This window comes from Streptomyces sp. CNZ301 (assembly GCF_004217425.1).
Window position 1 is genome coordinate 288736 of record NZ_SHLG01000002.1, and the last position, 23030, is coordinate 311765.

The window sequence follows — 23030 nt, forward strand, 5'->3', positions numbered from 1 at the left end:
TTTTGCCCTCTCCGTCTCACGTCCGGGGCTCCCGCGACGTCTTCCTCATGTGGACCGGAAGAATCGGCCACGCACGGAAGGGAGCGGGGCAATGACAGCAGAGACACACGCCGGGCACACCGGCGGCACGGCCGGCACCGGGAACATCAGGCACACCGTTGCCGGCTCGCCGCTGGGTCCGCTCACACTCGTCGCCGACGGCGGGGCACTGACCGGCGTCTACTTCGAGAACCATCTGCGCGGCCCGTCCCCCGAGCGGCTGGGACCGCGCGACGCGGAGGGCTTCGACGAGGCGCTGCGGCAGATCGAGGAGTACTTCGCGGGCGAGCGGCAGCGCTTCGACCTTCCGCTCGCGCCGCGCGGCGAGCCCTTCCAGCAGCGGGTGTGGAGCCTGCTGAAGGAGATCCCCTACGGCGAGACGCGCTCGTACGGTGTGCTCGCCCGTGAACTGGGCGACCGGAGGCTCGCACAGGCCGTCGGCGCCGCCAACGGCCGCAATCCGCTCTCCGTGATCGTGCCCTGCCACCGCGTCGTCGGTGCCGACGGCGCCCTGACGGGTTACGCGGGCGGCCTGGAGCGCAAACGGCTGCTGCTGGAGCTGGAGGGGGCGGCGTCGGTCACGCGGACGGCGCGGCTCTTCTGAGGTCTGCCCTTCCGGCCTCCCCGGCAGGAGCCGGGGAGGCCGCGCAACGCCTACGGGGTGTGAGAGTGAGCTTGAGACCTTTCGAGCAGATCGTCACCGAGTACGGGCCCATGGTGCTGCGGGTGTGCCGGGCCGTCGTCGGACCGGTGGACGCGGAGGACGCCTGGTCGGAGACTTTCCTGGCCGCGCTGAAGGCGTATCCGCGGCTGCCGGAGGACGCCCGCGTCGAGGCGTGGCTGGTCACGATCGCCCACCGCAAGGCCATCGACGTGGCGCGGGCCGTCTCACGCCGTCCCATCGCCGTCGCCGAGGTCCCCGAGCCCGGGACGGCTTCCGTCACCGGGGGCGCGGACGAGGCACAGGAGTGGGAGCGCGAGGCGGAGTTGTGGGACGCGCTGAGGGCGCTGCCGCAACGCCAGCGCGCCGCGGTCGCGTACCACTATCTGGCCGGTCTCCCCTACCGGGAGATCGCCGCGATCACCGGCGGCAGCACCGACGCGGCACGCAGGGCCGCGGCCGACGGCATCAAGTCCCTGCGCAGAAGCTTTCCACGCCGTACGGAGGAGAGAGGCGAGAAGCGATGACGACTCCCGCGGACCCCGCGCCGGGCACGAGCGGCGCATTCGACGCGTCCACCGCGTCCGTCGCGTCCGGCACCGCCGCCCCCGGAGACGGCGGCCTCGCGCAGCTGCTCGGCGACGCGGTCGACGCCGGCTCGGCGGCCCATGAGCGCCTCCACTCCCGTCTGGTGGACCGTGCGCAGCGCGGCCGGCTCCTGGACGTCGCCTACGGCACCATGGAGACCCCCGTCGGTTCTCTGCTGCTCGCCGCCACGGAGCAGGGCCTGATCCGCGTCGCGTACGAGGTGCAGGACCACGACGCCGTCCTGGCGGACCTCGCCGAGCGCGTGAGTCCGCGTGTGCTGCGGGCGCCCGGCCGCCTGGCGCAGGCCGTGCGGCAGATCGACGAGTACTTCGACGGGCGGCGCACCCGCTTCGAACTCGCCCTGGACCTGCGGCTGACGAAGGGATTCCGGCGTGAGGTGATCACGCATCTTCCAGGCATCGGCTACGGCCGCACCGAGAGCTATGCGCAGGTGGCGGCCGCGGCGGGCAGCCCGCGGGCGGTCCGCGCCGTCGGCACCGCGTGCGCGACCAATCCGCTGCCGGTCGTCATCCCCTGTCACCGGGTGGTCCGTTCGGACGGTTCGGCGGGTGGCTACGCCGGCGGGCCGGAGGCCAAGTCGACGCTGCTGAGTCTGGAGGCGGCGGACTGACGGCGCCTCTGCTCCGCGCGGCACCAGGCCGTTCCACCGCCCGTTCCACCGCCCGTTCCCCGCTTCCGTGGATCCCTTCCCCGGTTCGCTTCCGTACGTGTCTGCCAAGTGCCCTGGGCGGCGTGCCGATGCCTCACCGCCCGGCCAGTGGGCACCCTTGAACCACTGGCCACGGCGCCGGAGTCGTACCCGCGTCCCCGCACACCCCAGGAGCAGCATCACCATGGTTCAGGAGCGCACCGGCGGCCCGCACGGGCAGGGCGGGCCCGCCGCCAAGGTCGCCGTCGTCACCGGGTCGGAGTCCGGCATCGGCAGGGCCACCGCCCTCGCGCTGGCGCGGGACGGCTTCGACATCGGCGTCACCTGGTTCGCGGACGAGGCGGACGCGCAGCGCACGGCCGAGGAGGTGCGCGGCCACGGGCGGCGTGCTCAGGTGCGTCACCTCGACCTGACGCGGCTGCCGGGGCCGGAGGCCGTGATCGACGAATTCGCGGACGCCCTGGGCGGTTTGGACGTGCTCGTCAACGCAGCCGGGGACAATCGGGCCGCTCCCTTCACCGAGATGGCCTTCGAGGACTTCCGCCATGTGATGCAGGTGGACCTGGAGGGTCCGTTCCTGCTGAGCCAGCGGGCCGCGCGCCGCATGATCGGTCAGGGAAGGGGCGGCCGCATCATCAACATCACGTCGGTGCACGAGCACACGCCTCTGCCGTCGTCGGCCGCGTACAACACCGCCAAGCACGGTCTGGGCGGGCTGACGAAGTCGATGGCTCTGGAACTCGCCGAGCACGGCGTCACCGTGAACGCCGTCGCCCCGGGACTCGTCGCCACCCGCATGACCGGCCTGGAGGGCGCCGACGTGCACACCGTGCACCGTGCGGCACTGCCGGTGGCACGTCCGGGCGACCCGCGCGAGATCGCCTCCCTCGTCGCGTGGCTGGCCTCCGACGCGGCCGCCTATGCCACGGGGCAGTCGTATCCCGTCGACGGCGGATTCCTCATCGCCAATCCGCAGTTCACGACCAGCAACCTCGGCGCCGACGAAGGCTCACGGGAGTGAGCCTTCGCCCGCTCAGCCCCGCGAGCGTTCGTCGACGACCCGGCGGATCTTGCCGACCGAGCGCTCCAGTGTCTCCGGCTCGACGGTCTCGACGTCGACGCTCAGCCCGATCCCGTCCTTGACGGCCCTGGCGACGGACCGTGCCGCCTCCTCGCACCGTTCCGGCGCTGTTCCGGGCCGGGACTCGACGCGCACCGTCATGTGGTCGAGGCGCCCGCGGGTGCTCAGCCGCAGCTGGAAGTGCGGTGCGAGCCCCTCGGTGCGCAGCAGGATCTCCTCGACCTGGCTGGGGAAGATGTTGACGCCGCGGAGAATGATCATGTCGTCGCAGCGACGGGTGACCTTCTCCATCCTGCGGAAGGCGGGGCGTGCGGTGCCGGGCAGCAGCCGGGTCAGGTCCCGGGTGCGGTAGCGGATGACCGGCATGGCCTCCTTGTTGAGGGAGGTGAAGACCAACTCCCCTTCCTCGCCGGCTCCTTGGAGCACGTCGGTGACGGGGTCGACGATCTCCGGGAAGAACTGGTCCTCCCAGATGTGCAGTCCGTCCTTGGTCTCCACGCACTCCTGCGCGACGCCGGGGCCGATCACCTCGGACAGCCCGTATATGTCGACGGCGTGGATGCCCAGGCGCTCCTCGATCTCGGCGCGCATCTCCTCCGTCCACGGCTCGGCACCGAAGATGCCCGTCCTGAGCGAGGTGCTGCGCGGATCGACGCCCTGGCGCTCGAACTCGTCCAGCAGCGTGAGCATGTAGGACGGGGTGATCATGATGATCTCGGGTTCGAAGTCCTGGATGAGCTGCACCTGCCGGGCGGTCATGCCACCGGAGACGGGGATGACGGTGCAGCCGGCGCGTTCCGCTCCGTAGTGCGCGCCGAGCCCTCCGGTGAACAGGCCGTATCCGTAGGCGACATGGACCTTGTGGCCGGGACGGCCGCCCGCCGCGCGGATGGACCGGGCGACCATGTCCGCCCACATCGAGATGTCGTTCTCGGTGTAACCCACCACGGTGGGACGGCCGGTGGTGCCGCTGGAGGCGTGAATGCGGCGCACGTCCGCCATGGGCACGGCGAACATGCCGAACGGGTACGTCTCCCGCAGGTCGGCCTTGGTGGTGAACGGGAAGCGGGCGAGGTCCTCCAGGCTGCGGCAGTCCTCGGGGCGCACGCCCGCGGCGTCGAACTTCCTTCTGTACAGCTCGACTTCGTCGTAGGCGGTGTGCAAGGTCCGCTGGAGACGGGCCAGCTGGTACGCGCGCAGCTCGTCCGCGTCCATCCGCTCACCGGGGTCGAGCAGCCGCTCGGGCAGCGCCTCGCCGGGTACGCGCGGCGTGCGGCCGGAAGCCGGGATCTCGCTCGTCGTCATCGGGAGTCCTCCACGCGCCCAACGGTGCGGCTGCGGCCGCGGAATTCGGCTATGACCTCGCCGTCGCGCAGGACGCTCACGTCGTAGATCCCGCTGCGGCCGTATGTGGTGCGCTCCTCGGCGAGCGCCGTGAGCGTATCGCCTTCCCTGGCCGGCCTCACGAAGGAGATGTCGGCGCCGGAGGCCACGGTGACCGGTCCGTGGCTGTTGCAGGCACAGGCGAAGGCCGTGTCGGCGAGGAGGAAGATGTAGCCGCCGTGTGCGATGCCGTGCCCGTTGACCATGGACGCGGTCACCGTCATGCGCAGCTTCGCGGCGCCGTCCGCGGCCTCCATCAGCGTGATGCCAAGGCCCTGTGAGGCCTGGTCCGCGGCGAACATCGTGTGCGCCGCCCCGTCGCTCATGGCTTGCGTCATGCGTTCCACGCTCTCGTACTCGTCCCGCCGACCGACCATTCGGTCACCATCGAGGCGCGGTCCAGTAATCCAGCAACGCCGTCCGGCTGTCAAGGGCCGCGACCTGCACGGCCGTACGCCCAAGGACGCGGTGGGCGGGGCCTGCCGCTGGTCTAACTCTGGCCCTGGCCGCCGGCCCGTTCCGCCAGCGACGCGGCGAGCTCCTCCAGGTCCTCGGCGGCCCACTTGGGCCGCGACATCGTCTCCGGGTAGTGGACGGCGCCGCGCCGCAGCCAGGCACCGGCCAGCCCGGCGCGCTGCGCCCCGTCGACGTCCCACGGATGCACGGCTATGAGCAGCGCCTCGCCAGGCCGCACGCCCGCCCTGCGCACTGCGTACCGGTACGCGTCGGGCGCCGGCTTCCAGCAGCGCGGGCCGCTCACGCTCAGCAGCGCGTCGAACTGGTCGCGCACCCCGGCGCGCTTGAGCAGGCCGTCGGTCATTTCGGGCGAACCGTTGGTCATCGTCACCAGCCGGAAGCCCGCTCGGCGCAACTCGTGGACACCGGCCGGGACATCGGGGTGCACGGGGAGCCGACCCATGCCCTCGAGGATGTGCCGGGCAGCCTCGTCGGCCTCGTCCGGGCCGCGGGCGTCCAACTCGGCGAGGAGCGTGCGCAGTCCGTCCCGGCCGATGTCGGCGAAGTCCGCGTACGCCCCCGCGGCCGTCAGCGCGAAGCCGTCACGCAGCACCCCGGCGAACCACGTCCGCATGAGGTCCGCGGGGGCGCCGACCTCCTCGAAGCGGTCCCGCAGCGGCGTCATGTCGCTGAGCGTCTCGTTGACGTCGAAGATGATCGCCTTGAGCTGATGGCCGGACGGCGGCGGGGGTACCGAGTCCGGCTCGTGGGGCTCGGGTTGTTCCGGGGGCATGTTCCGCAAGATACCCGCAGGCCCGCCAACTGCGGGGCGCCACGGGTGAATCGTGTGTGACGGGCACGCGCCGGTCGGACCTCCCGGTGCGTCTGCGGCGGAGCCGGGCCTTTCAGGACGGGACCAACTCGCCCGGCGTGACGGGTTCGTCGCGAACGCGCACCCCGCACGGCCTCGCGGGCAGCGGCGCGACCTGCGCCTTCCGGACGGAGAGTCATCGTGGCAAACCCGGCCGCATACGGCACGCTTGGTAACGGACCGGTACGCGGACGCGTCGGCCGGCCGATGGCGCGAAGGGATGCGGGAGATGTTCGAGGCAGGAGACATCCGCGAGTGGCGGGACCATGACGTGGTCGACCCCGGCGGCAGCAAGATCGGCAAGCTCGAGGCCGTGTACGTCGACACCCGCACCGATCAGCCCTTCTTCGCCACTCTCACCACGGGCATGCCCACGCGGCGCAGGCTGGTTTTCGTGCCGCTGACCGGGGCGACGGTGGGCCCGGAGTACGTACGGGTCGCCTACGACAAGAACGATGTGCGCTCCGCCCCCTCGATCGAGACGGACGGCGAGCTGCCGGCGGAGGACGAGGCCGCCGTGTTCGAACACTACGAGCTGAAGTACGAGACGGGCGCGTCCGGCGAGCGCCGCCTCGCACGCCGCTGACCCCACTGCCCCTCCCGGCAAGGTTCGCCCCGTCGCGACGCCCGGCACGCGCTCCCCCAGCCCTCGGCCCGGGGGTGCCCCCACGCGGTGTCGGCCGAAAGCCCTGGTAGGTCCGCTGCGAGGACTTCCGGCCGCCTTGCGGTCACACGCACCGACCGCCGCTCCTTGACGGGCATACCTTCCCGGTCGCAGCACTAGAGTCGGGACCATGGCTGAAGACCCAGGGACCGTGCGGGTCGATGTGTGGATCTGGTCGGTACGGCTCACCAAGACCCGCTCGACGGCCGCGTCCGCCTGCCGCGCCGGCCATGTCCGCGTGAACGGCGAACGCGTCAAGCCCGCCCATCCACTGCGCCCGGGCGACCGGGTGCGGGTGCGGAACGCGGGGCGTGAACGGGTCGTGGTGGTCTCCCGCATCATCCGCAAGCGGGTCGGCGCCCCGGTGGCCGTGGAGTGCTACACCGACCACAGCCCGCCCCCGCCGCCGCGTGAGGCGGTCGCGCCGGCCGGGCGCCGGGACCGCGGAGCGGGGCGGCCGACGAAGCGCGACCGCCGCGAGATGGAGCGGCTGCGCGGGATGGACGGCGGTCCGCGCGGCGGCACCTCTTGAGCCGCCGGACTCCCCGGTCCGCCCCGGCACTGCCCTCCGGCCGGCCGGTACGACGCCGGTGACAGCCCGCCGGTGACGACGCGTCCCGGGGCGCGGGCCCCGTTCAGGCCTCGCGCAGCTCGCGGTCCGCGGCACGCAGCATCGTCAGCAGCAGCCGGTTGCGCGGCACGGCGAGCCCGTGGCGGTCGGCGCCGCGCACCACCGCGCCGGTGAGGTGTTCGTGCTCCAGGGGGCGCCCCGCGAGCCGGTCGTAGAAGGTGGAGGTCCCGCCGTCGGGCCCCACCGCGAGGTTCCCTCGCAGCGCCCTGCGTACGTCCTTCTCGTCCACCAGCGCGCCCTCCGCCTGCGCGACCGCGAGCGCTTCGAGGAGGATCTCTTCCGCCTGCCGGAGCATCTCCGGGTCCTCGAGTATGTGCATGCGCTGCTTGAGCAGCGCGGTCAGCGGGTTGGCGGCGACGTTGGTGAACAGCTTGCGCCATGACGCGGTGCGGAAGTCCGCGACGGTGCGGACCGTGAGCCGGCTGCCTGCGAGCAGCGCCTCGAAGCGCTCGCCCGACGGGCCGTCGGGGACGTGCAGTTCGCTGGAGAAGTGGTGCACGATCCGGCCGGGCGCGACGCGCTCGACGGCCATGAAGGCGAGCGTCGGCATGGCCTCGGCGCCGTCCGGCAGCAGCGGCACGACGCGCTCTGCATGGTCGATGCCGTTCTGGATGACGGCGACGACCGTCTCCGGCCCGCACAGGGCGCGCCGCCAGCCGGCGGCGCCCTCGGTGTCCTGGGCCTTGGTGGTCAGGAACACCCAGTCGTGAGGCGCCACTTCCTCCGGCTCGGTGACGAAGCGCAGCGATGGGCGCAGCACTTCACCCTCCGTGCTCACCGTGAGCTCGTCGAGCGGGCTCCGTAGGCAGAGAGTGACGTCGTGACCGGCCTCCCGGGCGAAAGCGGCGGTGAGGCCGCCGACGGCGCCGCCGCCGATCACCGCTATGCGTGCGGACGGTACTGAAGGGCTCATGCGGGCGATCGTATGCGCCCGCCGGTGAGCGACCTGGCCGGGGCCGCCATTACCGCGAAACCGACATAACGGGTGTTACGCATAGATCTCGCCCACAGATCTTCAGCCGGTTTCACAGGTTCCACAAGCGGGACGAGGTTCGGCCATGTACGTGCTGCCTGCAGCTCCGAGCACACCGGTCACCGACCGTCTCAGACGGCTCCCCGATTACGGGTCGGGCCCCTCCGGCCGGCCGCTGCTGCGTCTCGGGGCGGTCGCGGCGCTCTACACCCTGCTGCAGATCCTGCTCGTGCTGCCGGGCACGGGCCTCGGATGGGACGAGTCGGTCTACGTCAGCCAGGTCGACAAGCCGGACCCCGCCGCCTACTTCAGCGCTCCCCGCGCCCGCGGCATCTCCTATCTGGTGGCGCCCATCGTCTCCTTCACCTCGTCCACGACCGTGCTGCGCGTGTGCCTCGCGGTGCTGTCCGGTGCGGCGCTGCTCGTCGCGCTGTGGGTGTGGCGACGGCTGCTGCCGCTGCCGGTGCTCACCTGGGGAGGCGCGCTCTTCGCCGGGCTGTGGGTCTCCCTCTACTACGGACCGCAGGCCATGCCGAACCTGTGGTGCGCCTTCGGTTCGCTCGCGGCCGCGGGATGCTTCCTGCGCTGCGCACGCGGCGAGGCGGACCGCCTCGTTCTCGCCGGGCTCGGAGTCTCCGTCGGCGTGGTCTCGCTGATGCGTCCGCCCGACGCCGCCTGGCTGGTGCTCGCACTCGGCGCAGCCGCCCTGGCGGTTCGCGACTGGCGGCGCCCGGTGATCTTCGCGGCGCTGGCCGCAGGTGCGCTGGCGGGGGCCGCGCCCTGGATCGTCGAGGCGTTCACGTCGTACGGCGGCCTCCTCGCCCGGCTGCACAGGGGAAGCGAGATCCAGGGCGGCATGGGCTGGAACATCGCGATCGGCGATCACGTGCGGGCCCTCCAGGGCCGGATGCTGTGCCGCCCGTGCGACATGGCCTGGGAGGAGCCGCAGACCGCGGTCTGGTGGTTCGCGCTGCCGCTGCTCGCCGGCGCCGGCATCGCAGCGGCTGTGCGGGCGGGCAGGAAGGACGCGGCCGTGCTGGCCACGGTGACGTCCGTGGTTCTCGCCGTTCCCTACCTCTTCCTCATGGGGTACGCCGCGCCCCGTTTCCTGCTGCCGTCCTACGCGCTGCTCGCGCTCCCCGTCGCCGAGTGCGTGCGGCGGGCCTTCTCACAGGGCCCGAACGGACGGCGCCCGCTGCTGCTGATCCTCGTTCCGGCGCTGCTGCTGGGCGGCCATTTCGGAGTGCAGTACCAGGTGCTGGGCTCGGTGCTGGAGCGCAACTTCACGATGACGGGCCGCCTGACGGAGGCCGCGGAGACGATGCACCGGCTCGGCCTGCGGGCCCCGTGCACGGTCACGGGGCCGCTGGCCGTGCCGATGGCCCACTACGCGGGGTGCGCCTCACGCCAGTCCACCGGCCACGACGTGAACATCACCGGCGAGGGCCTGCGGCGGCTGGCCCTGCGGAACGAACCGATGGCCGTGACCACCCGGAACCACCGCCCGCCGCCCAGCTGGGCCCGGGACTGGCCCTCCCGGGAGCTGAAGCGGCTGCCCGGCTACCGCGTCTATGTGACACCGCACGGCGGGCGGGCGGCACAGCGCTAGACGGCTCTAGAGATGATCGCGGAGCACCCGTTCGTTCCAGGTGCGGGAGAAGACCCGCTCGTCGCCCTCGTAGCCGTCGAGCGTGGCGTCCAGCAGGAACTCCGTCTCCGTCGAACGCAGCACCGTGCGGGTCTCCGTGCGGACCCTCCACTCGTCACGCTGGAACGTCATCGTCCACGCGGACTCGCCCCGCACCGAACCGAAGTCGTCGGCCACGGAGGAGTACCGCTCGTACGCCCGGCGGCTGACGTCGAGATCGATGTCCTCGAAGTGCAGCGTCCCGGCGTCCTTGACGATCTCGAGCGCCGACTCGTAGTTCACCAGGTCGCGGTGGACCTCCCAGCGTGAGTCGACGGTGCCGGTCTGGGTGGTCTCCAGCGGCGGAGTGCCCTCCGGCTCCTCGAAGGGCCGGGTGCGCATCTCGCCCTCTTCGGTGGGCGGACGCACCGGCAGCGTGAGGGTGCTGCCGCCCGCGTACACGCTCAGCGTCACCGGCTTCGGCGGTGGCCACGCCAGCGGCCAGTACGACGTGGAGAGGGACAGGCGAATGCGGTGCCCCGGCGGGAACGCCGCCCCGACACCGTTGAGCTCGATCATGGCCCGGTAGCGCCGCCCCGGTTCGAGCAACTCGGGTTCGGAGGCGATGACCTCGCCCTCGCCGCCCCTGCGCGTGAGGTTGAGCAGCCCGTAGGTGACGCGGGTCGCGGGTCCTTCCGGTGCGACGTCCGAGATCCGGGCGGCCACCATCGCCACCGGCTCGCTGACCGAGAACTCGATCTCCACGGACGGCGATCCGAGGATCTCCACGCGTTCGGTGAGGGCCTCGGTGTCGAAGACGAGCGACCCCCCGTCCTCCTCACGCTGGTCGTAGGGCAGGTCCGGAGGCGCGTTGTAGGAGGCCCACTTCCCGGCGAACTGGCCGACGGACAGCGGGGAGCGGACCGTCAGCTCCTCATCCTCGACGCTCTCCCCCGGCTCCCCGATGCGGTGCCTGCTCAGCGGGTACACCACCGGGCTGATCTCCGGGGAGGGCCAGCTCGGCTCACCGACCCAGCGGCCCGGGCGCTCCTCGTAGGAGGTGGAGGGCGGGACGCTCTCCTGCATCCACGTACGGAGCATGGGGCCGTCCATGACGCCGTTGTCGACGCCCTTGAGCCAGTGGTCCCACCAGCGCACGACCTCCTGGAGGTACCCGATGGCCGGGCCGGGCTCCCCCAGGTGCGGGAACTTGTGCGACCACGGCCCGATGAGGCCCTTGCGGGGGACGTCGAGGTTGCCCAGGAGCCGTGTGACCGCGTTCGAGTAGCCGTCGGCCCACCCGCTGGAGGCGAGCACCGGGCACTGCACGTCCTCGTAGTTCTCCGACACCGAAGCGTGCCGCCAGTAGTCGTCCCGGCGCTGGTGGCGCAGCCACTCCAGCGCCCAGGGACGGGTGTTCTCCAGGCGTTCCCGCCACATGCCGCGCCAGCGCTCACCGACCAGCGCCGGGTCCGGCGGGCAGGTGGCGTGGGCGAACATGGTGCCGGCCTCCGCCAGGTTGTCGGAGAGCAGGCAGCCGCCCATGTAGTGCATGTCGTCGGCGTAGCGGTCGTCCGTGAAGGACGCGATGACGAGGGCGCGCAGGCTCGGCGGACGGCGTGCGGCGACCTGGAGGGCGCTGAAGGCCCCCCAGGAGATGCCCATCATGCCGGTGCTCCCGTCGCACCAGGGCTGCGCGGCGATCCATTCCAGGACGTCCTCGGCGTCCGTCTGCTCCAGCTCCAGGTACTCGTCCTCCAGGACGCCCTCGGACTCGCCGGTGCCGCGCACGTCGACGCGTACGCAGGCGTAGCCGTGACCGGCGATGTACGGATGGTGCATGGAGTCGCGGACGGCCGTCAGATCACGCTTGCGGTACGGGATGTACTCCAGGACCGCGGGCACCGGGTCCTCCTCTGCGGTGGCCGGCCGCCAGATGCGGGCGGCCAGGCGCGTGCCGTCGGAGACCGGGATCCACAGGTGCTCCACTTCCTCGGTCTTGTGCGGCAGGTTGCTCACGAAACGCATGGCCACGCTCCTTCCCTGAACGGCGGAGGGCTCACAGGTGCCGGCTTCCAGTCACGTGTGTCCGGCCGCCGGTCACTGGGCGTCCGCCGGTTCCTCGACGCGGAAGGGCAGCGCCGCCAGGCAGCGGTTGTACTTGTCGATCATGTCCTCCTCGCTGTCGGCACCGACGAAGACGTGCGCGAGTTCGTAGCTGTAGCTGTCCTGTTCGGGAGCGTCGGAGAGCAGTTCGTTCTCCTCGGGCACCACGTCGATCTTCACGCCGGGGATCTCGCGCTCGACCTCGGCGATCTCCTCCTGCGTGGGGACGCGCCGCACCACGCCGTCGGTGAACCAGCGGTGGTACCACTTCGCGGCGACGGCGTAAGTGCCGTGCCCGGGCAGGAGGCTGGGCTCCCGGCCGAGGGCCAGGCTGAGCATGCAGTCGTGGTTGGGTACTCCGTCGACGTATTCGAAGAGCTCGGCGTGGGACTGGGAGTGCCGCGGGTTGATCTCCAGCAGATTGATCTCGTCCGTCTGTGCGTCGTAGAAGAACTCGATGCTGAACGTCGCGTTGTTCATGCCTATCTGCCCGATGACACGCTTCGCGACGTCCTTGAGCCTGCGCTGGACGGGCTCGGGCATCTGCGAGGGGTACTGGTGGCGCAGGAAGCTGGAGCTGTCCGGGTAGTCGATCGAGTCCAGGGCGCCGTAGACGGTGATCTCGCCGTCGCGGACGTAGCCTTCGACGGCGCACTGCACACCGGTGAGCGACTCCTCGGCGAGGCAGGCCTGGCCGCCGGCCTCGGCGATCTCCCGCGGCAGCTCGATCTGTTCGAGGATGTACTCGAAGGGCCGCCCGATGCGTGAGATGCCGTTCCGGATCTCCTCCACGGCCTTCGCGAACTCCTCCTCGTTCCTGACACCGAAGGCGAGTTCGGAGGAGTAGGACTTGACGGGCTTGAGCCACACCGGGAAGCGCATGTGCTCCGGCAGGCTCGGGTTCTCGTCGTCGAGGTCGACCAGACCGAAGCGGGGGTGCTCGCTGATGACCTTCTGCTGCTCCAGCCGGCTCCAGTACTTGTGCTCGCACTTGACGATGGACTCCAGGCTGGTTCCGCGGAGTCCGTACTCGCGGTTGAGGAGCGCCACGAGCGTGCTGACGGGGAAGTCCCAGTAGCCGACGATCGCGTCCACGCTGCCGTCGAAGTCCTCGAGCGTCTTGCGGGCCTTCGCCAGCAGGTCCGGGACGGACACCTCGCCCTCCTGGAGCTCGCCGGGCTCCAGCAGGGGGTGGAACGCGTACTCCTCGGCATGCGGCACCTGGCGCAGGACCTCGTGGTTCGCCTCGTCCATCCCCAGGACGAAAATGTTCTTCCGGCTCACGTCTTTCTCCTCCTCGTCCTTCCGTGCGGAGTGGCCGAGGTACCCGTGGCCCGTGCATCCAATCGGCCGCAGACGTGATCCTGATCTCTCTGCCGTTTCCCCGCCCTGCTCACAGCGCCGGTGCCCGGACGCGGGCACGCCCGCGCCGGCCGCGAACCAGTGCGTCTGCCGGCCCCGGACCGGCCGAACCGGCGCTGCGCCGACCGGAGTTGGGAGGCACCCGGGCAGCCGGGCACGGGGAGGGCCGGCGGGGGGTCGCGGACATGCCACGGGGCCCGTACCTGCGAGCAGGTACGGGCCCCGTGGGCGAAGCCGCGATCAGGCCGGGGTGATGTTCTCCGCCTGCGGGCCCTTCTGGCCCTGGGTGACGTCGAAGGTCACCTTCTGGCCCTCGTGGAGCTCACGGTAGCCCTGGCTGTTGATGTTCGAGTAGTGGGCGAAAACGTCGTTGCCGCCGCCCTCCTGCTCGATGAAGCCGAAGCCCTTCTCGGAGTTGAACCACTTCACGGTGCCGGATGCCATGCCGATCTCCTTCTGAGGCAAATCTGGTGCCCCGCACCTCGCGGGGTACCGTCGCCGCCCTGACCCCATCCAGAAACACCGGAAAACAAAAATGCGCCTGAAGGTCACAACCGTCAGGCGCACACGTAATGGGTACCAAAACTGCAACTTCTGCAACCTAGCACACCTCTGGCCCCGGGGGGGCGCCGGGCGGTCAGTGGTGGCCGTCGTGGCCCGGAACCGTGCCGTCCGGCTTGGCCACGAGCAGCAGCCCGGCCATGCCCATGTCCGAATGGCTCTGCACGTGGCAGTGGTACATCCACGCGCCGGCGCCCGCTTCCTCGCCCGCGATGACCTGGAAGCCGAACGAGTCGGCCGGGCCGGTGATCTTGTTGTCGATGATCCTGCTGGGGTCGCCGGGCCCCTCCAGCAGGCCCGTCCGGTTGTCGGCCCAGCGGTGCCCGTGCACGTGGAACGTGTGGTAGTACTCACCGTGCGTGATCATGATGATCTCGACGCGGTCGCCCACGGTCACCTTGAAGTCGGGCCCCTTGGCCTGGTTGTTGATCGTCATGTCGTTGAAGACGATGGTGATCTGCTTCTCGGGCAGGATGTCGCCTTCCCTGCGCACGACGAGCGGGCCGTAGAGGCCGGCGCGGATGCCGCCGGTGCCGTGCTCGGTGCCGACGATGTGGTCGTGGTAGTGCCAGTAGCCCGCGCTGCCGGGGCGATAGGTGCCGTCCTTGCGCTTGCCGGGTGCGTGGGTGCGCCAGGTGTAGGTGCGCGTCCCGCCCGGTTCGACGACGCTGTCGTTCATCTTGGTGCCGTCGTTGGCCCGGTCGTAGTCGACGCCGTGCGGGTGGAGGCTGACCGTGGTGTCGGTGGTGTTCTCGAACTCGATGTGGAGCGTGTCCCCTTCGGTCAGTTCGATGAGCGGGCCGGGGACCGTCGCCTTGCCCTTCTCCAGGCCGTAGCCGATCTGATCGTCCGCCAGCTTCTGCGCGTAGAGCTTCATGTGGCGCACCTCGCCGCCGGGCCCGGCGCGCCGGACGCCCGCCGCGGCCTGCGGGGCGGCGGGTGCGGCGGAGGGCGCCGAGGCCGACGCGGGCGGCGCGAGGACCGCGGGGCCGAGCGCCGCCGCCGCGGAACCGGCGAGAAGGCGTCTGCTGAAGCTGCGACGGGCGAGGCTGCTGCCGGACGTCTCGGACATCGGTCTCCCTTCGGCGGCCGGAGGGGCCGCCACTGCCTGCGTGCCTGAACTGCCCCTGCGCGCCTGGACATTGGAGTGAAGCCGACAAGGACCGTAGCGCCGTCGGCCTCGTTTATCCATATCCAGGACAAAGTTCGTTGAATCGTGGTCATAGCTATTGGCGTTCCACCGAAAGAAGTCTAACTTCTTCCCCGTTTCTGTGACTTAAGAGGGGTGGATCAGTCATGCGGCTCGAACCGCATCAAAAGCCCTTGCAGTTGAGAGGGTTGCGCAGGTCACGGCCGGCGTTCCGGCGGATCTCCCGGCGCGGCCGGCTCGCGGCGCTGCTCGCAGGCGCGGTCTCGGCCGCCCTGCTGGGCGGCTCCCCTGCCCTCGCGGGCACGCCGCCGGACCCGTCCGACGCGAAGCTCCAACTCACCTCCCCGCCGGGCGGGGAGGACGTCCGCGTGCTGGTCTTCCACGGCTCCGCCGGAGAGGAGCCGCCCACCGTCGACGCCGGGATCGAGGCCATCGAGCAGATCGGCCGCAGCGGCCCGGCCGCACAGCGCTTCAGGATCACCGCGACGGCGGACCCCTCGGTGTTCACCTCCGAGAAGCTCGGCAAGTACAACGCCGTCGTCTTCCTCACCGGCGGCGGTGACGTGCTCGATCCCGCGCAGGAAGCGGGCCTGGAGAGCTACATGGAGGCCGGCGGCGGCTTCCTCGGCATCCACGGCGCGGCGAAGGCGGAGCCGTACTCCGACTGGTTCGGCGGTCTGGTGGGCGCGCGTCCCGCGGCGGAGGGGACCTCGAAGGTGCAGCGCGCCACGGTGGAGGTCGGCGACCGCCGCAACCCGGCGGCCAAGGACCTTCCCGTGGAGTGGAAGCGCCCCGACAAGTGGCTCAACTGGGAGGAGAATCCCAGCGGTTCGGTGCACACCGTCGCACGTGTGCGCGAGCGCAGCTACGACCCCGGCCAGGGCGCGATGGGCTGGGACCACCCCGTCTCCTGGTGCCGCGACTACGACGGCGGACGTTCCTTCTACACCGGCATGGGCGGCACGGCCGACAGCTTCCAGGAGGCCGACTTACGCACGCATCTGCGCGGTGCGCTGCTGTGGACGACGCGGCTGGCACGGGCCGACTGCCAGGCCACCATCACCTCCAACTACAAGGCGGAGCGGGTCACTTCCCCGAACAAGCCCGGCGAGTCCGACCAGATCGGTGAGCCTCACGGCCTGGCCACGGCGGACGACGGCCGCGTGTTCTACATCGGACGGGGCGGCGGCGACGGCGACGCGCCCGTGGTGACCGACTGGGACGACCCGCAGATCGGCAAGGGCCAGGGCACGGTCCACGTCTACGACCCGGAGACGAAGGAGGTCTCCCTGGTCGGATCACTCACCGTGTTCGGCAACAAGGGCGGCGGCGACGAACTCGTCAAGGTCGAGGAGGGCCTGCTGGGTATCGCGCTCGACCCCGACTTCGCCGACAACGGCTGGATGTATCTGCACTACACGCCGCACTCCCGGCTGGACCGGGACAAGCACATGGCCGAGCGCCGCGTCTCCCGCTTCACCGTGGACGCGAAGACCGGGAAGCTGGCCGAGTCCTCGGAGAAGGTGATGCTCAAGTGGCCCGTGCAGGTGCACAGTTGCTGCCACGCGGGCGGCGGCATGGCCTTCGACTCCAAGCGCAACCTCTACATCGCCACCGGTGACAACAACTCCTCACGCTTCAGCGACGGTTACTCGGGCAACAACCCCGAACCCTCCTTCAAGGGCGTCTCCTTCGCCGACGCCCGCCGCACCGCGGGCAACACCAACAACCTCAACGGCAAGATCCTGCGCATCCACCCCGAGGACGACGGCACCTACACGCTCCCCGAAGGGAACCTCTTCACCGGCGAGGAGACCGACGAGGGCGGCGGCAAGACCCGGGGCGAGATCTATGTGATGGGCGTGCGCAACCCGGCACGCATCTCCATCGACCCCGAGACCGACGTCCTCTACGCCGGCTGGGTCGGACCGGACGCGGGCGAACCCAGCACCACGTGGGGCCCCGCCAAGTACGACACCTTCGCCCGCATCACGCGCGCCGGCAACCAGGGCTGGCCGTACTGCATGGGCAACAAGCAGCCCTACCGGGACCGCAATCTGCCCGATCCGGACAAGCCGCTGGGCTGGTACGACTGCGACCACCTGAAGAACGAATCCCCCAACAACGACGGGCTGGTGAACATCCCGCCCGCGCAGCCGAACAACATCTGGTATTCGCCTCAGGGCGGAGCCCCGGACTATCCGCGCGACGAGAACGGCGTGCCCAGCTACGAGAAGGACGAGCAGAAGCTGCTGCTGCCGTGGCTCAAGGGCGGCGGCCAGGCCACCATGGACGGCCCGGTCTACCGCTTCGACAAGTCCGTCGCGTCCAAGGCCAAATGGCCGGCCTACTGGGACGGCAAGTGGTTCGTCGGCGACTTCTACGACGCCGAACAGCCCCGGCACGCGGTGGTGATGCCCGACGGCGACGAGCCCGGAGCTCTGCCGGTGCACGCCGAGAGCCTTCGCAGGATCATCCCGATCGGTGAGGGCGGCATCCGCAATCTCATGGACTGGAAGTTCGCCCCGGACGGCTCGCTCTACGTCCTCGACTACGGGCGGGGCTTCTTCACCTCCGACGACAAGTCGGCCCTGTGGCACGTCACTTACCAGGGCGGCAAGGCCACTCCCGCGGCCGGCGACGTCGTCGGCAGGAGCGCGAAGGGGGCGTCACGATGATCCCGTCCGCACGCACACGCAGGACGCCGGCGGCCCGCCGCCGGCGTGCCCTCGGCACCGCGGTGACGGCGCTGTTCGCGTCGCTGCTGATGGTGCTGGGCCTGACCTCGGCACCGGCGTACGGGCAGCAGCCGGAGCCCGGCGGCTCCGGCACGGCGGCCGCGCAGCTGCTGAGGTGGACCGCGGGCGACGACATCACCCGCTACACCTCGGCGCCCGAGACGGCGGTCGCGGGCCCGGCGACTATCGAGTTCGAGAACAGCGAGGCGACGGGCAACACCACGTCCATGCCGCACACGCTGACGTTCGTCACCGGGGACCCCGACTACAACGACGACGTGAACGTCAACATCCTCGCCAACCCCTCGGACGCGCAGGGCGGCAAGCACTCCGTCGAAGTCGTCCTGACCCCCGGGACGTACAAGTACCACTGCACCATTCCCGGCCACGGGCAGATGCAGGGAACCCTAGTCGTCACCGACGGCGGCGGGGGCGATGACACCACGCCGCCGGAGACGTCCGCCAAGGTCGAGGGCGACAAGAACGCGGACGGCGCGTACGTGGGCATGGCCACCGTCACCGTGACCGCCTCGGACAGCGGCAGCGGCGTCGCGACGGTCGAGTACGCCCTCGGCGACGGCGGCTACCAGGCCTACACCGACCCGGTGATGGTGCACGAGGCCGGCACGCACACCTTCCGCTACAGAGCCACCGACAAGGAGGGCAACGTCGCGGAGGAGAAGTCGGTGGAGTTCACCGTCGTCGCTCCGCCGACGGACGACACCACACCGCCGGAGACCTCCGCGACGGTCGACGGCGAACAGGACGCCGACGGCGCGTACGTGGGCACGGCCACCGTCACCGTGACCGCGTCGGACGCCGGTTCGGGCGTCAACACGGTCGAATACGCCCTGGACGACGGGGAGTTCCAGCCCTACTCGGCACCCGTGATGGTGCACCAGCCCGGCTCCCACACCGTCCGCTACAAGGCGACGGACAAGGCGGGCAACGCCGCCGCGGCCGAGTCCGTCGAGTTCACCGTCGTCGAGCAGCCCGAGGAGGACACGACTGCGCCGCAGACCACGGCCAGGACGGAGGGAAGGACGAACTCCGACGGCCACTACCTCGGCAGGGCCACGGTGACCCTCACCGCAACGGATGAGGGATCGGGAGTGGAGAAGGTCGAATACTCCCTCGACGGCGGCCCGTTCCTCGCCTACACCGAGCCGGTCGTGGTCGACCGTACCGGTCATCACAGCGTCGCGCACCGGGCGACCGACAAGGCGGGCAACACCTCGCAGGCCGTCGCCGAGTCATTCGACGTCGTGCCGGGCGGCGGTGTGCCCGCCCCCGACTGCCCCGAGTACGACGAGCGGGAGACCGTCTTCGTCGGTGACATCGACACCGGCGTCCCGAACCGGATGACGCGGCAGCGCTGCACCGTCGGCGAACTGATCGAGGACGAGAAGGACTGGTCCTCCCAGGCCCTGTTCCTCAAGCACGTCTCGGAGGTCACCGACGCGCTGCTCAAGGACAAGGTGCTCGACGCGCGGGAGCACAAGCTGATCAACAAGGCCGCGAAGAAGTCGGGCATCGGCAAGCCCGGCCAGCAGACGGGCTACAAGAAGCTGTTCGACGGGACGGAGGAGTCCTTCGCGCGGTGGCAGCACGTCGGCGGCGGAGCGTTCTCCCTCAACGGCGACGGCAGCATGACCAGCAGCACCCAGGCCGAGGGCATGGGCATGCTGTGGTACCCGAAACGGAAGTACGCCGACTACTCGCTGAAGCTGCAGTTCCGCGACGACGCCCCCGGTGACGGCAACGCCAACGCCGGTGTCTTCGCCCGCTTCCCGTACGTCCACGACAACCCGGAGGAGTCACGGCCCGAGTGGGTCGCCATCAAGTTCGGGCACGAGCTGCAGATCCTCGACCGGCCCGACGGCGACATGTACAAGACCGGCTCCGTCTACGGCTTCGACCGCGTGGGACTGGCCGGTGCCGGCGTCACCCCGAAGGGCACCTGGAACGACTACGAGATCAAGGTCGTGGGCCAGCACTATTCGGTCTACCGGAACGGAGAACTCATCAACGAGTTCGACAATGACGGCGGGCAGGTCTTCGAGCCGCCCCGCGACGACGACCCCGGCACGGACGGGCGCAGGTACGCCTCGGGCTACATCGGCCTTCAGGTGCACGGCGTCACGGACGTGATCTCCTACCGGGACGTGCGGATCAAGGAACTCTGACGCGGTTGCCGGGGGCGGACACGCCCCCGGTGAAGAGGTCCCGCCGTGGATCGGCGGGACCTCTTCACGTGGCCCGCTTCCCTCGCGTCGACGGACCCTTCGCGGCTTGTCGTCTTTCATCAAGCGGCCCGTGCCGGTGCGGAGCCCGGACTACGCTGCCGGGCGTGACGCCCCCGCTTCCCGGTCCTGCCACGCCGACGGCCGATTCGAGGACCACGTCGGCTGCCGCGCCGGCGCCGCCGGCGGGTGCCGCCCGCACCGCCGTCACCACCGTCCACGTCACCCCGGAGTCCTCTTGTACACCGCGCTGATCATCGCCGCCTTCGTCCTCTACGCCGCGGCGTTCTGCGCCGTGATGCAGTTGGGCGGACGTGAGGCGAGGAGACCCGGCCGGGGCAGACTCACCGCGATATTCGGCGGCCTCGCCGTCAGCGGGGCGCTCCTCATGACCGCGGACGAAATCGCTGACAGGCCGCCACTCGACGACGACCTGTGGCACACGGTGCTGAACAGGGCACCCGACTACGTGCCGTGGATGATCGTCATCACGGCGTCCATCACGTGCGGCTATCTCTTCTTCGGCCGCGGCAGCGAACCCCGTGATTCCGACGGGCACGTCGCCGGCCCGGGCACCTCCCGGATGCCGGGAGAGGACCCCCGGTCGGCGGAATCCTGAACAGGCCGGGGCCGGACCCGGGCACGGCTCCGCCCTGGTTCCGCGTACCCGAAGCGCCGGGGCTCAGCGGGTGGGCGGGCCCCCTTCGGCATCACCCTCGACGAAGGCGTCCAGCAGCCGGGCCGGAGCTGCCTGCTTCCAGGAGTCGAGAAGGATGTCGCGCATTTCGTCGAGGTCGTCCAGAGCGGCGATGCGCACACGAACCCATGGGGTTCCGGCCTCGTGCGGCGGGACCCAGAACTTCTCCGGCTCCGCCGCGATCAGTTCGGTCCGCTCGTACCTGGGGCAACGCACGGCGAAGGACGTCTCGTCGTCGGGAACCGTGACGAACATCTTGCCGGCGACGCGGAACGTGGGCATGTTCCACGCCTCCTTCTCCGCTGTCTCCGGAAGTGACAGCGCGATGCGGCGGACATCCTCCGAGTCGGGCATGGCACCAATCTACGGCTCCCGGCGGCACGCCCCCTCGCAGCGGGCTCGTCCGCGTCAACGGCGGTGCCGGCAGCGCCCGTCGGCCGCGGCGGTGGCCGACCGCCCGGAAGTGGGTTCTCCCGCGCTCGGGCAGAGGCCGGTCAGCGCGGAGCGGCCCGTGAGGTCTCCGGCGTCACGCGACGGAGGCGGGTGTCGGACCCTCCCCTCACACTGGAAGGCACCGACGAGCCGAGCGCACGGAGAGCCCCCGCATGATCACCACCCTTGCCGTCGAGAACTACCGGTCGCTGAGCCGCCTCATCGTGCCGCTGGAGCGGCTGAACGTCGTCACGGGCGCGAACGGCACAGGGAAGTCCAGCCTGTACCGGGCCCTGCGGCTGCTCGCCGACGCCTCACGGGGAGGGGCGGTCGCGGCCCTGGCGCGCGAGGGCGGCCTGCGCTCCACGTTGTGGGCCGGTTCGGAGAATCCGGCGCAGGGCGCGGGCAGAAGCGGGCCGGTGGGGCTGCGACTCGGCTTCGCCGGGGACGAGTTCGGCTACGCCGTCGACTTCGGGCATCCGATCCCCGCCGATTCGCTGTTCGACCTCGACCCGGAGATCAAGGTCGAATGCACCTGGGCGGGGCCGGTGCTGCGCCCCGCCGCGGTGCTCTCGGAGCGGAAGGGTCCCGCCGTGCGGACGCGCACCGCGGACGGTGACTGGCATCGCTCGGCGGGAGAACTGCGTCCGTACGACAGCATGCTGAGCGAGTTCGCCGACCCGCAGCTCGCACCCGACCTGCTGAGGCTGCGGGAGCGCATCAGGTCCTGGCGGTTCTACGACCACGTGCGCACCGACGCGCAGGCACCCGCCCGTTCCGCACAGATCGGCACCCGCACGCCCGTGCTCGCCCACGACGGCGTGGACCTTGCGGCAGCCCTGCGCACCATCCACGAGACCGGCGACCGCAAGCGGCTGCAGGAAGCCGTGGACGCCGCGTTCCCCGGCAGCCGGCTCTCCGTCTCAAGCCAGGGCGGACGCTTCGAACTGGAGCTGCATCAGCCGGGAATGCTGCGCCCCCTCACCGCCGCCGAGCTGTCCGACGGCACGCTGCGCTATCTGCTGTGGACGGCCGCACTTCTCACGCCGCGGCCTCCCGCGCTCCTCGTCCTCAACGAACCGGAGGCCAGCCTCCACCCCGAACTCCTGCCGCCGCTGGCGGAGTTGATCGTCGCAGCCGCTCAGGACACGCAGGTCGTGGTGGTCACCCACGCGTCGGACCTGGCCGCGCAGCTGGAGCGCGGCCCGGTGCGTCACCGGCTCGACGTGAACTCGATGGAGCTGGTCAAGGACGAGTACGGGCGGACCCGGGTGGCCGGGCGTGAGGGGCTCCTGGACCAGCCGGCGTGGCACTGGCCCAAACGCTGAGGGGCTCGGGTCCCCGGGCGCGGATTCCCCCGGTTTCTGCCGTCACCGCACCCGGTGACCGGGCGGCGTCTTCCCGTGCCGCGCCCCGGTCACCAGCGGTTCTCGTGGAGCACCTCGGACAGCGGCGTTCGCGGTGCCGGCTTGAAGGTGTCGCCGGTGTAGTGGGCGGTGGGGATGAGCGCGGCCTGGCGGACGTTCGCGGGGAGGTTCAGGACGCGGGCCACTTCGTCCTCGTACCGCAGGTGCAGGGTGGTCCATGCCGTGCCGAGACCGCGGGAGCGGGCTGCGAGCATGTAGCTCCAGGCGGCGGGGAGGATCGACCCCCACAGACCGGCCTGGTTGCCCTCGGGCAGTTCCCCTGAGGGCAGTTGGAGACAGGGGATCACCAGTACGGGGACGTCGCCCATGCGGTCGGCCAGGTGGGCCACGCTGTCGTTGACGCGGGCCTGCACGCGGGAGCGCTGCGGGTCGTCCGCGTACAGGCGGCCCGCGGCGTCCGGCGAGTCGAGGTAGGCGCGGCAGGCCTTCCGGTACACGGCGCCGACTTCCCGGCGCACCTCCTGGTCGGTGAGGACCATCCAGTGCCAGCGCTGTGCATTGGATCCGCTGGGCGCCTGCAGGGCCGTCTCCAGGCATTCGCGCACGAGAGCGGGGTCGACGGGCCGCTCCAGGTCCAGCCGCTTGCGGACACTGCGGGTCGTGGTCAGCAGCTCGTGGGGGGTCAGTTCGGGCACGGTGGGCTCCCAGGGGTGCGGGTGCGGGGCTGTTC

Annotated in this window: 21 protein-coding genes; 11 read left to right on the top strand and 10 right to left on the bottom strand. The window is 70.8% G+C overall.

Annotated elements, in window-relative coordinates; genetic code table 11:
- Positions 1 to 91 precede the first annotated feature (91 nt).
- The 4 genes from EV375_RS25440 (at position 92) to EV375_RS25455 (ending at position 2979) form a co-directional block, all read left to right on the top strand.
- Positions 92 to 643 carry a methylated-DNA--[protein]-cysteine S-methyltransferase gene (locus tag EV375_RS25440; RefSeq protein ID WP_130302285.1) on the top strand — a complete coding sequence of 184 codons (552 nt, stop codon included), beginning with the start codon at positions 92 to 94 and terminating at the stop codon, positions 641 to 643.
- Positions 644 to 708: 65 nt separating this feature from the next.
- Entirely contained in the window at positions 709 to 1227 is a 519-nt protein-coding gene (locus tag EV375_RS25445) for a sigma-70 family RNA polymerase sigma factor (protein WP_130302286.1), read from the top strand.
- Entirely contained in the window at positions 1224 to 1919 is a 696-nt protein-coding gene (locus EV375_RS25450) for a methylated-DNA--[protein]-cysteine S-methyltransferase (protein ID WP_130302287.1), read from the top strand. The genes EV375_RS25445 and EV375_RS25450 overlap by 4 nt, the downstream gene beginning before the upstream one ends.
- A 223-nt stretch (positions 1920 to 2142) precedes the next feature.
- Positions 2143 to 2979, top strand: coding sequence for an SDR family oxidoreductase (locus tag EV375_RS25455; protein WP_130302288.1), 837 nt, complete (start codon positions 2143 to 2145; stop codon positions 2977 to 2979).
- 12 nt (positions 2980 to 2991) lie between these two features.
- On the opposite strand, the gene paaK is transcribed toward EV375_RS25455, so the two are convergent.
- The 3 genes from paaK to EV375_RS25470 form a co-directional block, all read right to left on the bottom strand.
- The gene (gene paaK, locus EV375_RS25460) at positions 2992 to 4344 is read right to left on the bottom strand and encodes a phenylacetate--CoA ligase PaaK (protein WP_130302289.1); all 1353 of its coding nucleotides are present in this window, start codon (positions 4342 to 4344) and stop codon (positions 2992 to 2994) included.
- Positions 4341 to 4760 carry a hydroxyphenylacetyl-CoA thioesterase PaaI gene (gene paaI / locus EV375_RS25465; protein ID WP_130302873.1) on the bottom strand — a complete coding sequence of 140 codons (420 nt, stop codon included), beginning with the start codon at positions 4758 to 4760 and terminating at the stop codon, positions 4341 to 4343. Before paaI ends, paaK begins: the two co-directional genes overlap by 4 nt.
- Positions 4761 to 4912: 152 nt before the next feature.
- Positions 4913 to 5671 carry a haloacid dehalogenase type II gene (locus tag EV375_RS25470; protein ID WP_130302290.1) on the bottom strand — a complete coding sequence of 253 codons (759 nt, stop codon included), beginning with the start codon at positions 5669 to 5671 and terminating at the stop codon, positions 4913 to 4915.
- A gap of 307 nt (positions 5672 to 5978) precedes the next feature.
- Here EV375_RS25470 and EV375_RS25475 point away from each other — a divergent pair, with 307 nt between their 5' ends.
- Positions 5979 to 6335 (top strand): PRC-barrel domain-containing protein, encoded by a 357-nt coding sequence (locus EV375_RS25475; RefSeq protein ID WP_130302291.1) that lies wholly within the window; start codon positions 5979 to 5981, stop codon positions 6333 to 6335.
- Positions 6336 to 6543: 208 nt separating this feature from the next.
- Positions 6544 to 6945 (top strand): RNA-binding S4 domain-containing protein, encoded by a 402-nt coding sequence (locus EV375_RS25480; protein ID WP_130302292.1) that lies wholly within the window; start codon positions 6544 to 6546, stop codon positions 6943 to 6945.
- Positions 6946 to 7048: 103 nt separating this feature from the next.
- Here the strand turns inward: EV375_RS25480 and EV375_RS25485 are convergent, their stop codons facing one another.
- The gene (locus EV375_RS25485) at positions 7049 to 7957 is read right to left on the bottom strand and encodes a 2-dehydropantoate 2-reductase (RefSeq protein WP_130302293.1); all 909 of its coding nucleotides are present in this window, start codon (positions 7955 to 7957) and stop codon (positions 7049 to 7051) included.
- 145 nt (positions 7958 to 8102) lie between these two features.
- Here EV375_RS25485 and EV375_RS25490 point away from each other — a divergent pair, with 145 nt between their 5' ends.
- The gene (locus EV375_RS25490; protein WP_130302294.1) at positions 8103 to 9626 is read left to right on the top strand and encodes a hypothetical protein; all 1524 of its coding nucleotides are present in this window, start codon (positions 8103 to 8105) and stop codon (positions 9624 to 9626) included.
- Positions 9627 to 9632: 6 nt separating this feature from the next.
- Here the strand turns inward: EV375_RS25490 and EV375_RS25495 are convergent, their stop codons facing one another.
- The 4 genes from EV375_RS25495 to EV375_RS25510 form a co-directional block, all read right to left on the bottom strand.
- Entirely contained in the window at positions 9633 to 11672 is a 2040-nt protein-coding gene (locus EV375_RS25495; RefSeq protein ID WP_130302295.1) for a CocE/NonD family hydrolase, read from the bottom strand.
- 72 nt (positions 11673 to 11744) lie between these two features.
- On the bottom strand, positions 11745 to 13034 hold the full coding sequence (locus EV375_RS25500) for an ATP-grasp domain-containing protein (RefSeq protein ID WP_486588803.1): 1290 nt from the start codon (positions 13032 to 13034) through the stop codon (positions 11745 to 11747).
- A 318-nt stretch (positions 13035 to 13352) separates the two neighbouring features.
- Complete coding sequence (locus tag EV375_RS25505; RefSeq protein ID WP_055487459.1) at positions 13353 to 13556, bottom strand: cold-shock protein; 204 nt, start codon at positions 13554 to 13556, stop codon at positions 13353 to 13355.
- A 193-nt stretch (positions 13557 to 13749) separates the two neighbouring features.
- The gene (locus tag EV375_RS25510) at positions 13750 to 14745 is read right to left on the bottom strand and encodes a multicopper oxidase domain-containing protein (protein ID WP_130302296.1); all 996 of its coding nucleotides are present in this window, start codon (positions 14743 to 14745) and stop codon (positions 13750 to 13752) included.
- A 224-nt stretch (positions 14746 to 14969) separates the two neighbouring features.
- Here EV375_RS25510 and EV375_RS25515 point away from each other — a divergent pair, with 224 nt between their 5' ends.
- The 3 genes from EV375_RS25515 to EV375_RS25525 all read left to right on the top strand — a co-directional run bounded on the left by EV375_RS25515 (position 14970) and on the right by EV375_RS25525 (position 20423).
- Positions 14970 to 17501, top strand: a complete 2532-nt coding sequence (locus EV375_RS25515) for a ThuA domain-containing protein (protein ID WP_130302297.1) — start codon at positions 14970 to 14972, stop codon at positions 17499 to 17501.
- Between the two features lie 89 nt (positions 17502 to 17590).
- Positions 17591 to 19747: an OmpL47-type beta-barrel domain-containing protein gene (locus tag EV375_RS25520; protein WP_486588870.1), complete on the top strand. Its 2157-nt coding sequence runs from the start codon at positions 17591 to 17593 to the stop codon at positions 19745 to 19747.
- 295 nt (positions 19748 to 20042) lie between these two features.
- Positions 20043 to 20423 carry a hypothetical protein gene (locus EV375_RS25525; protein ID WP_130302299.1) on the top strand — a complete coding sequence of 127 codons (381 nt, stop codon included), beginning with the start codon at positions 20043 to 20045 and terminating at the stop codon, positions 20421 to 20423.
- 63 nt (positions 20424 to 20486) lie between these two features.
- Here EV375_RS25525 and EV375_RS25530 read toward each other — a convergent pair whose 3' ends face one another.
- Positions 20487 to 20855, bottom strand: coding sequence for an MmcQ/YjbR family DNA-binding protein (locus tag EV375_RS25530; RefSeq protein ID WP_130302300.1), 369 nt, complete (start codon positions 20853 to 20855; stop codon positions 20487 to 20489).
- 251 nt (positions 20856 to 21106) lie between these two features.
- Between EV375_RS25530 and EV375_RS25535 the strand changes: the two genes are divergently transcribed.
- The gene (locus EV375_RS25535) at positions 21107 to 22261 is read left to right on the top strand and encodes an AAA family ATPase (RefSeq protein ID WP_130302301.1); all 1155 of its coding nucleotides are present in this window, start codon (positions 21107 to 21109) and stop codon (positions 22259 to 22261) included.
- 89 nt (positions 22262 to 22350) lie between these two features.
- On the opposite strand, the gene EV375_RS25540 is transcribed toward EV375_RS25535, so the two are convergent.
- A complete protein-coding gene (locus EV375_RS25540) occupies positions 22351 to 22995 on the bottom strand; it encodes a nitroreductase family protein (protein ID WP_207228460.1) in 645 nt (214 codons plus the stop codon).
- Between the last annotated feature and the right edge of the window lie 35 nt (positions 22996 to 23030).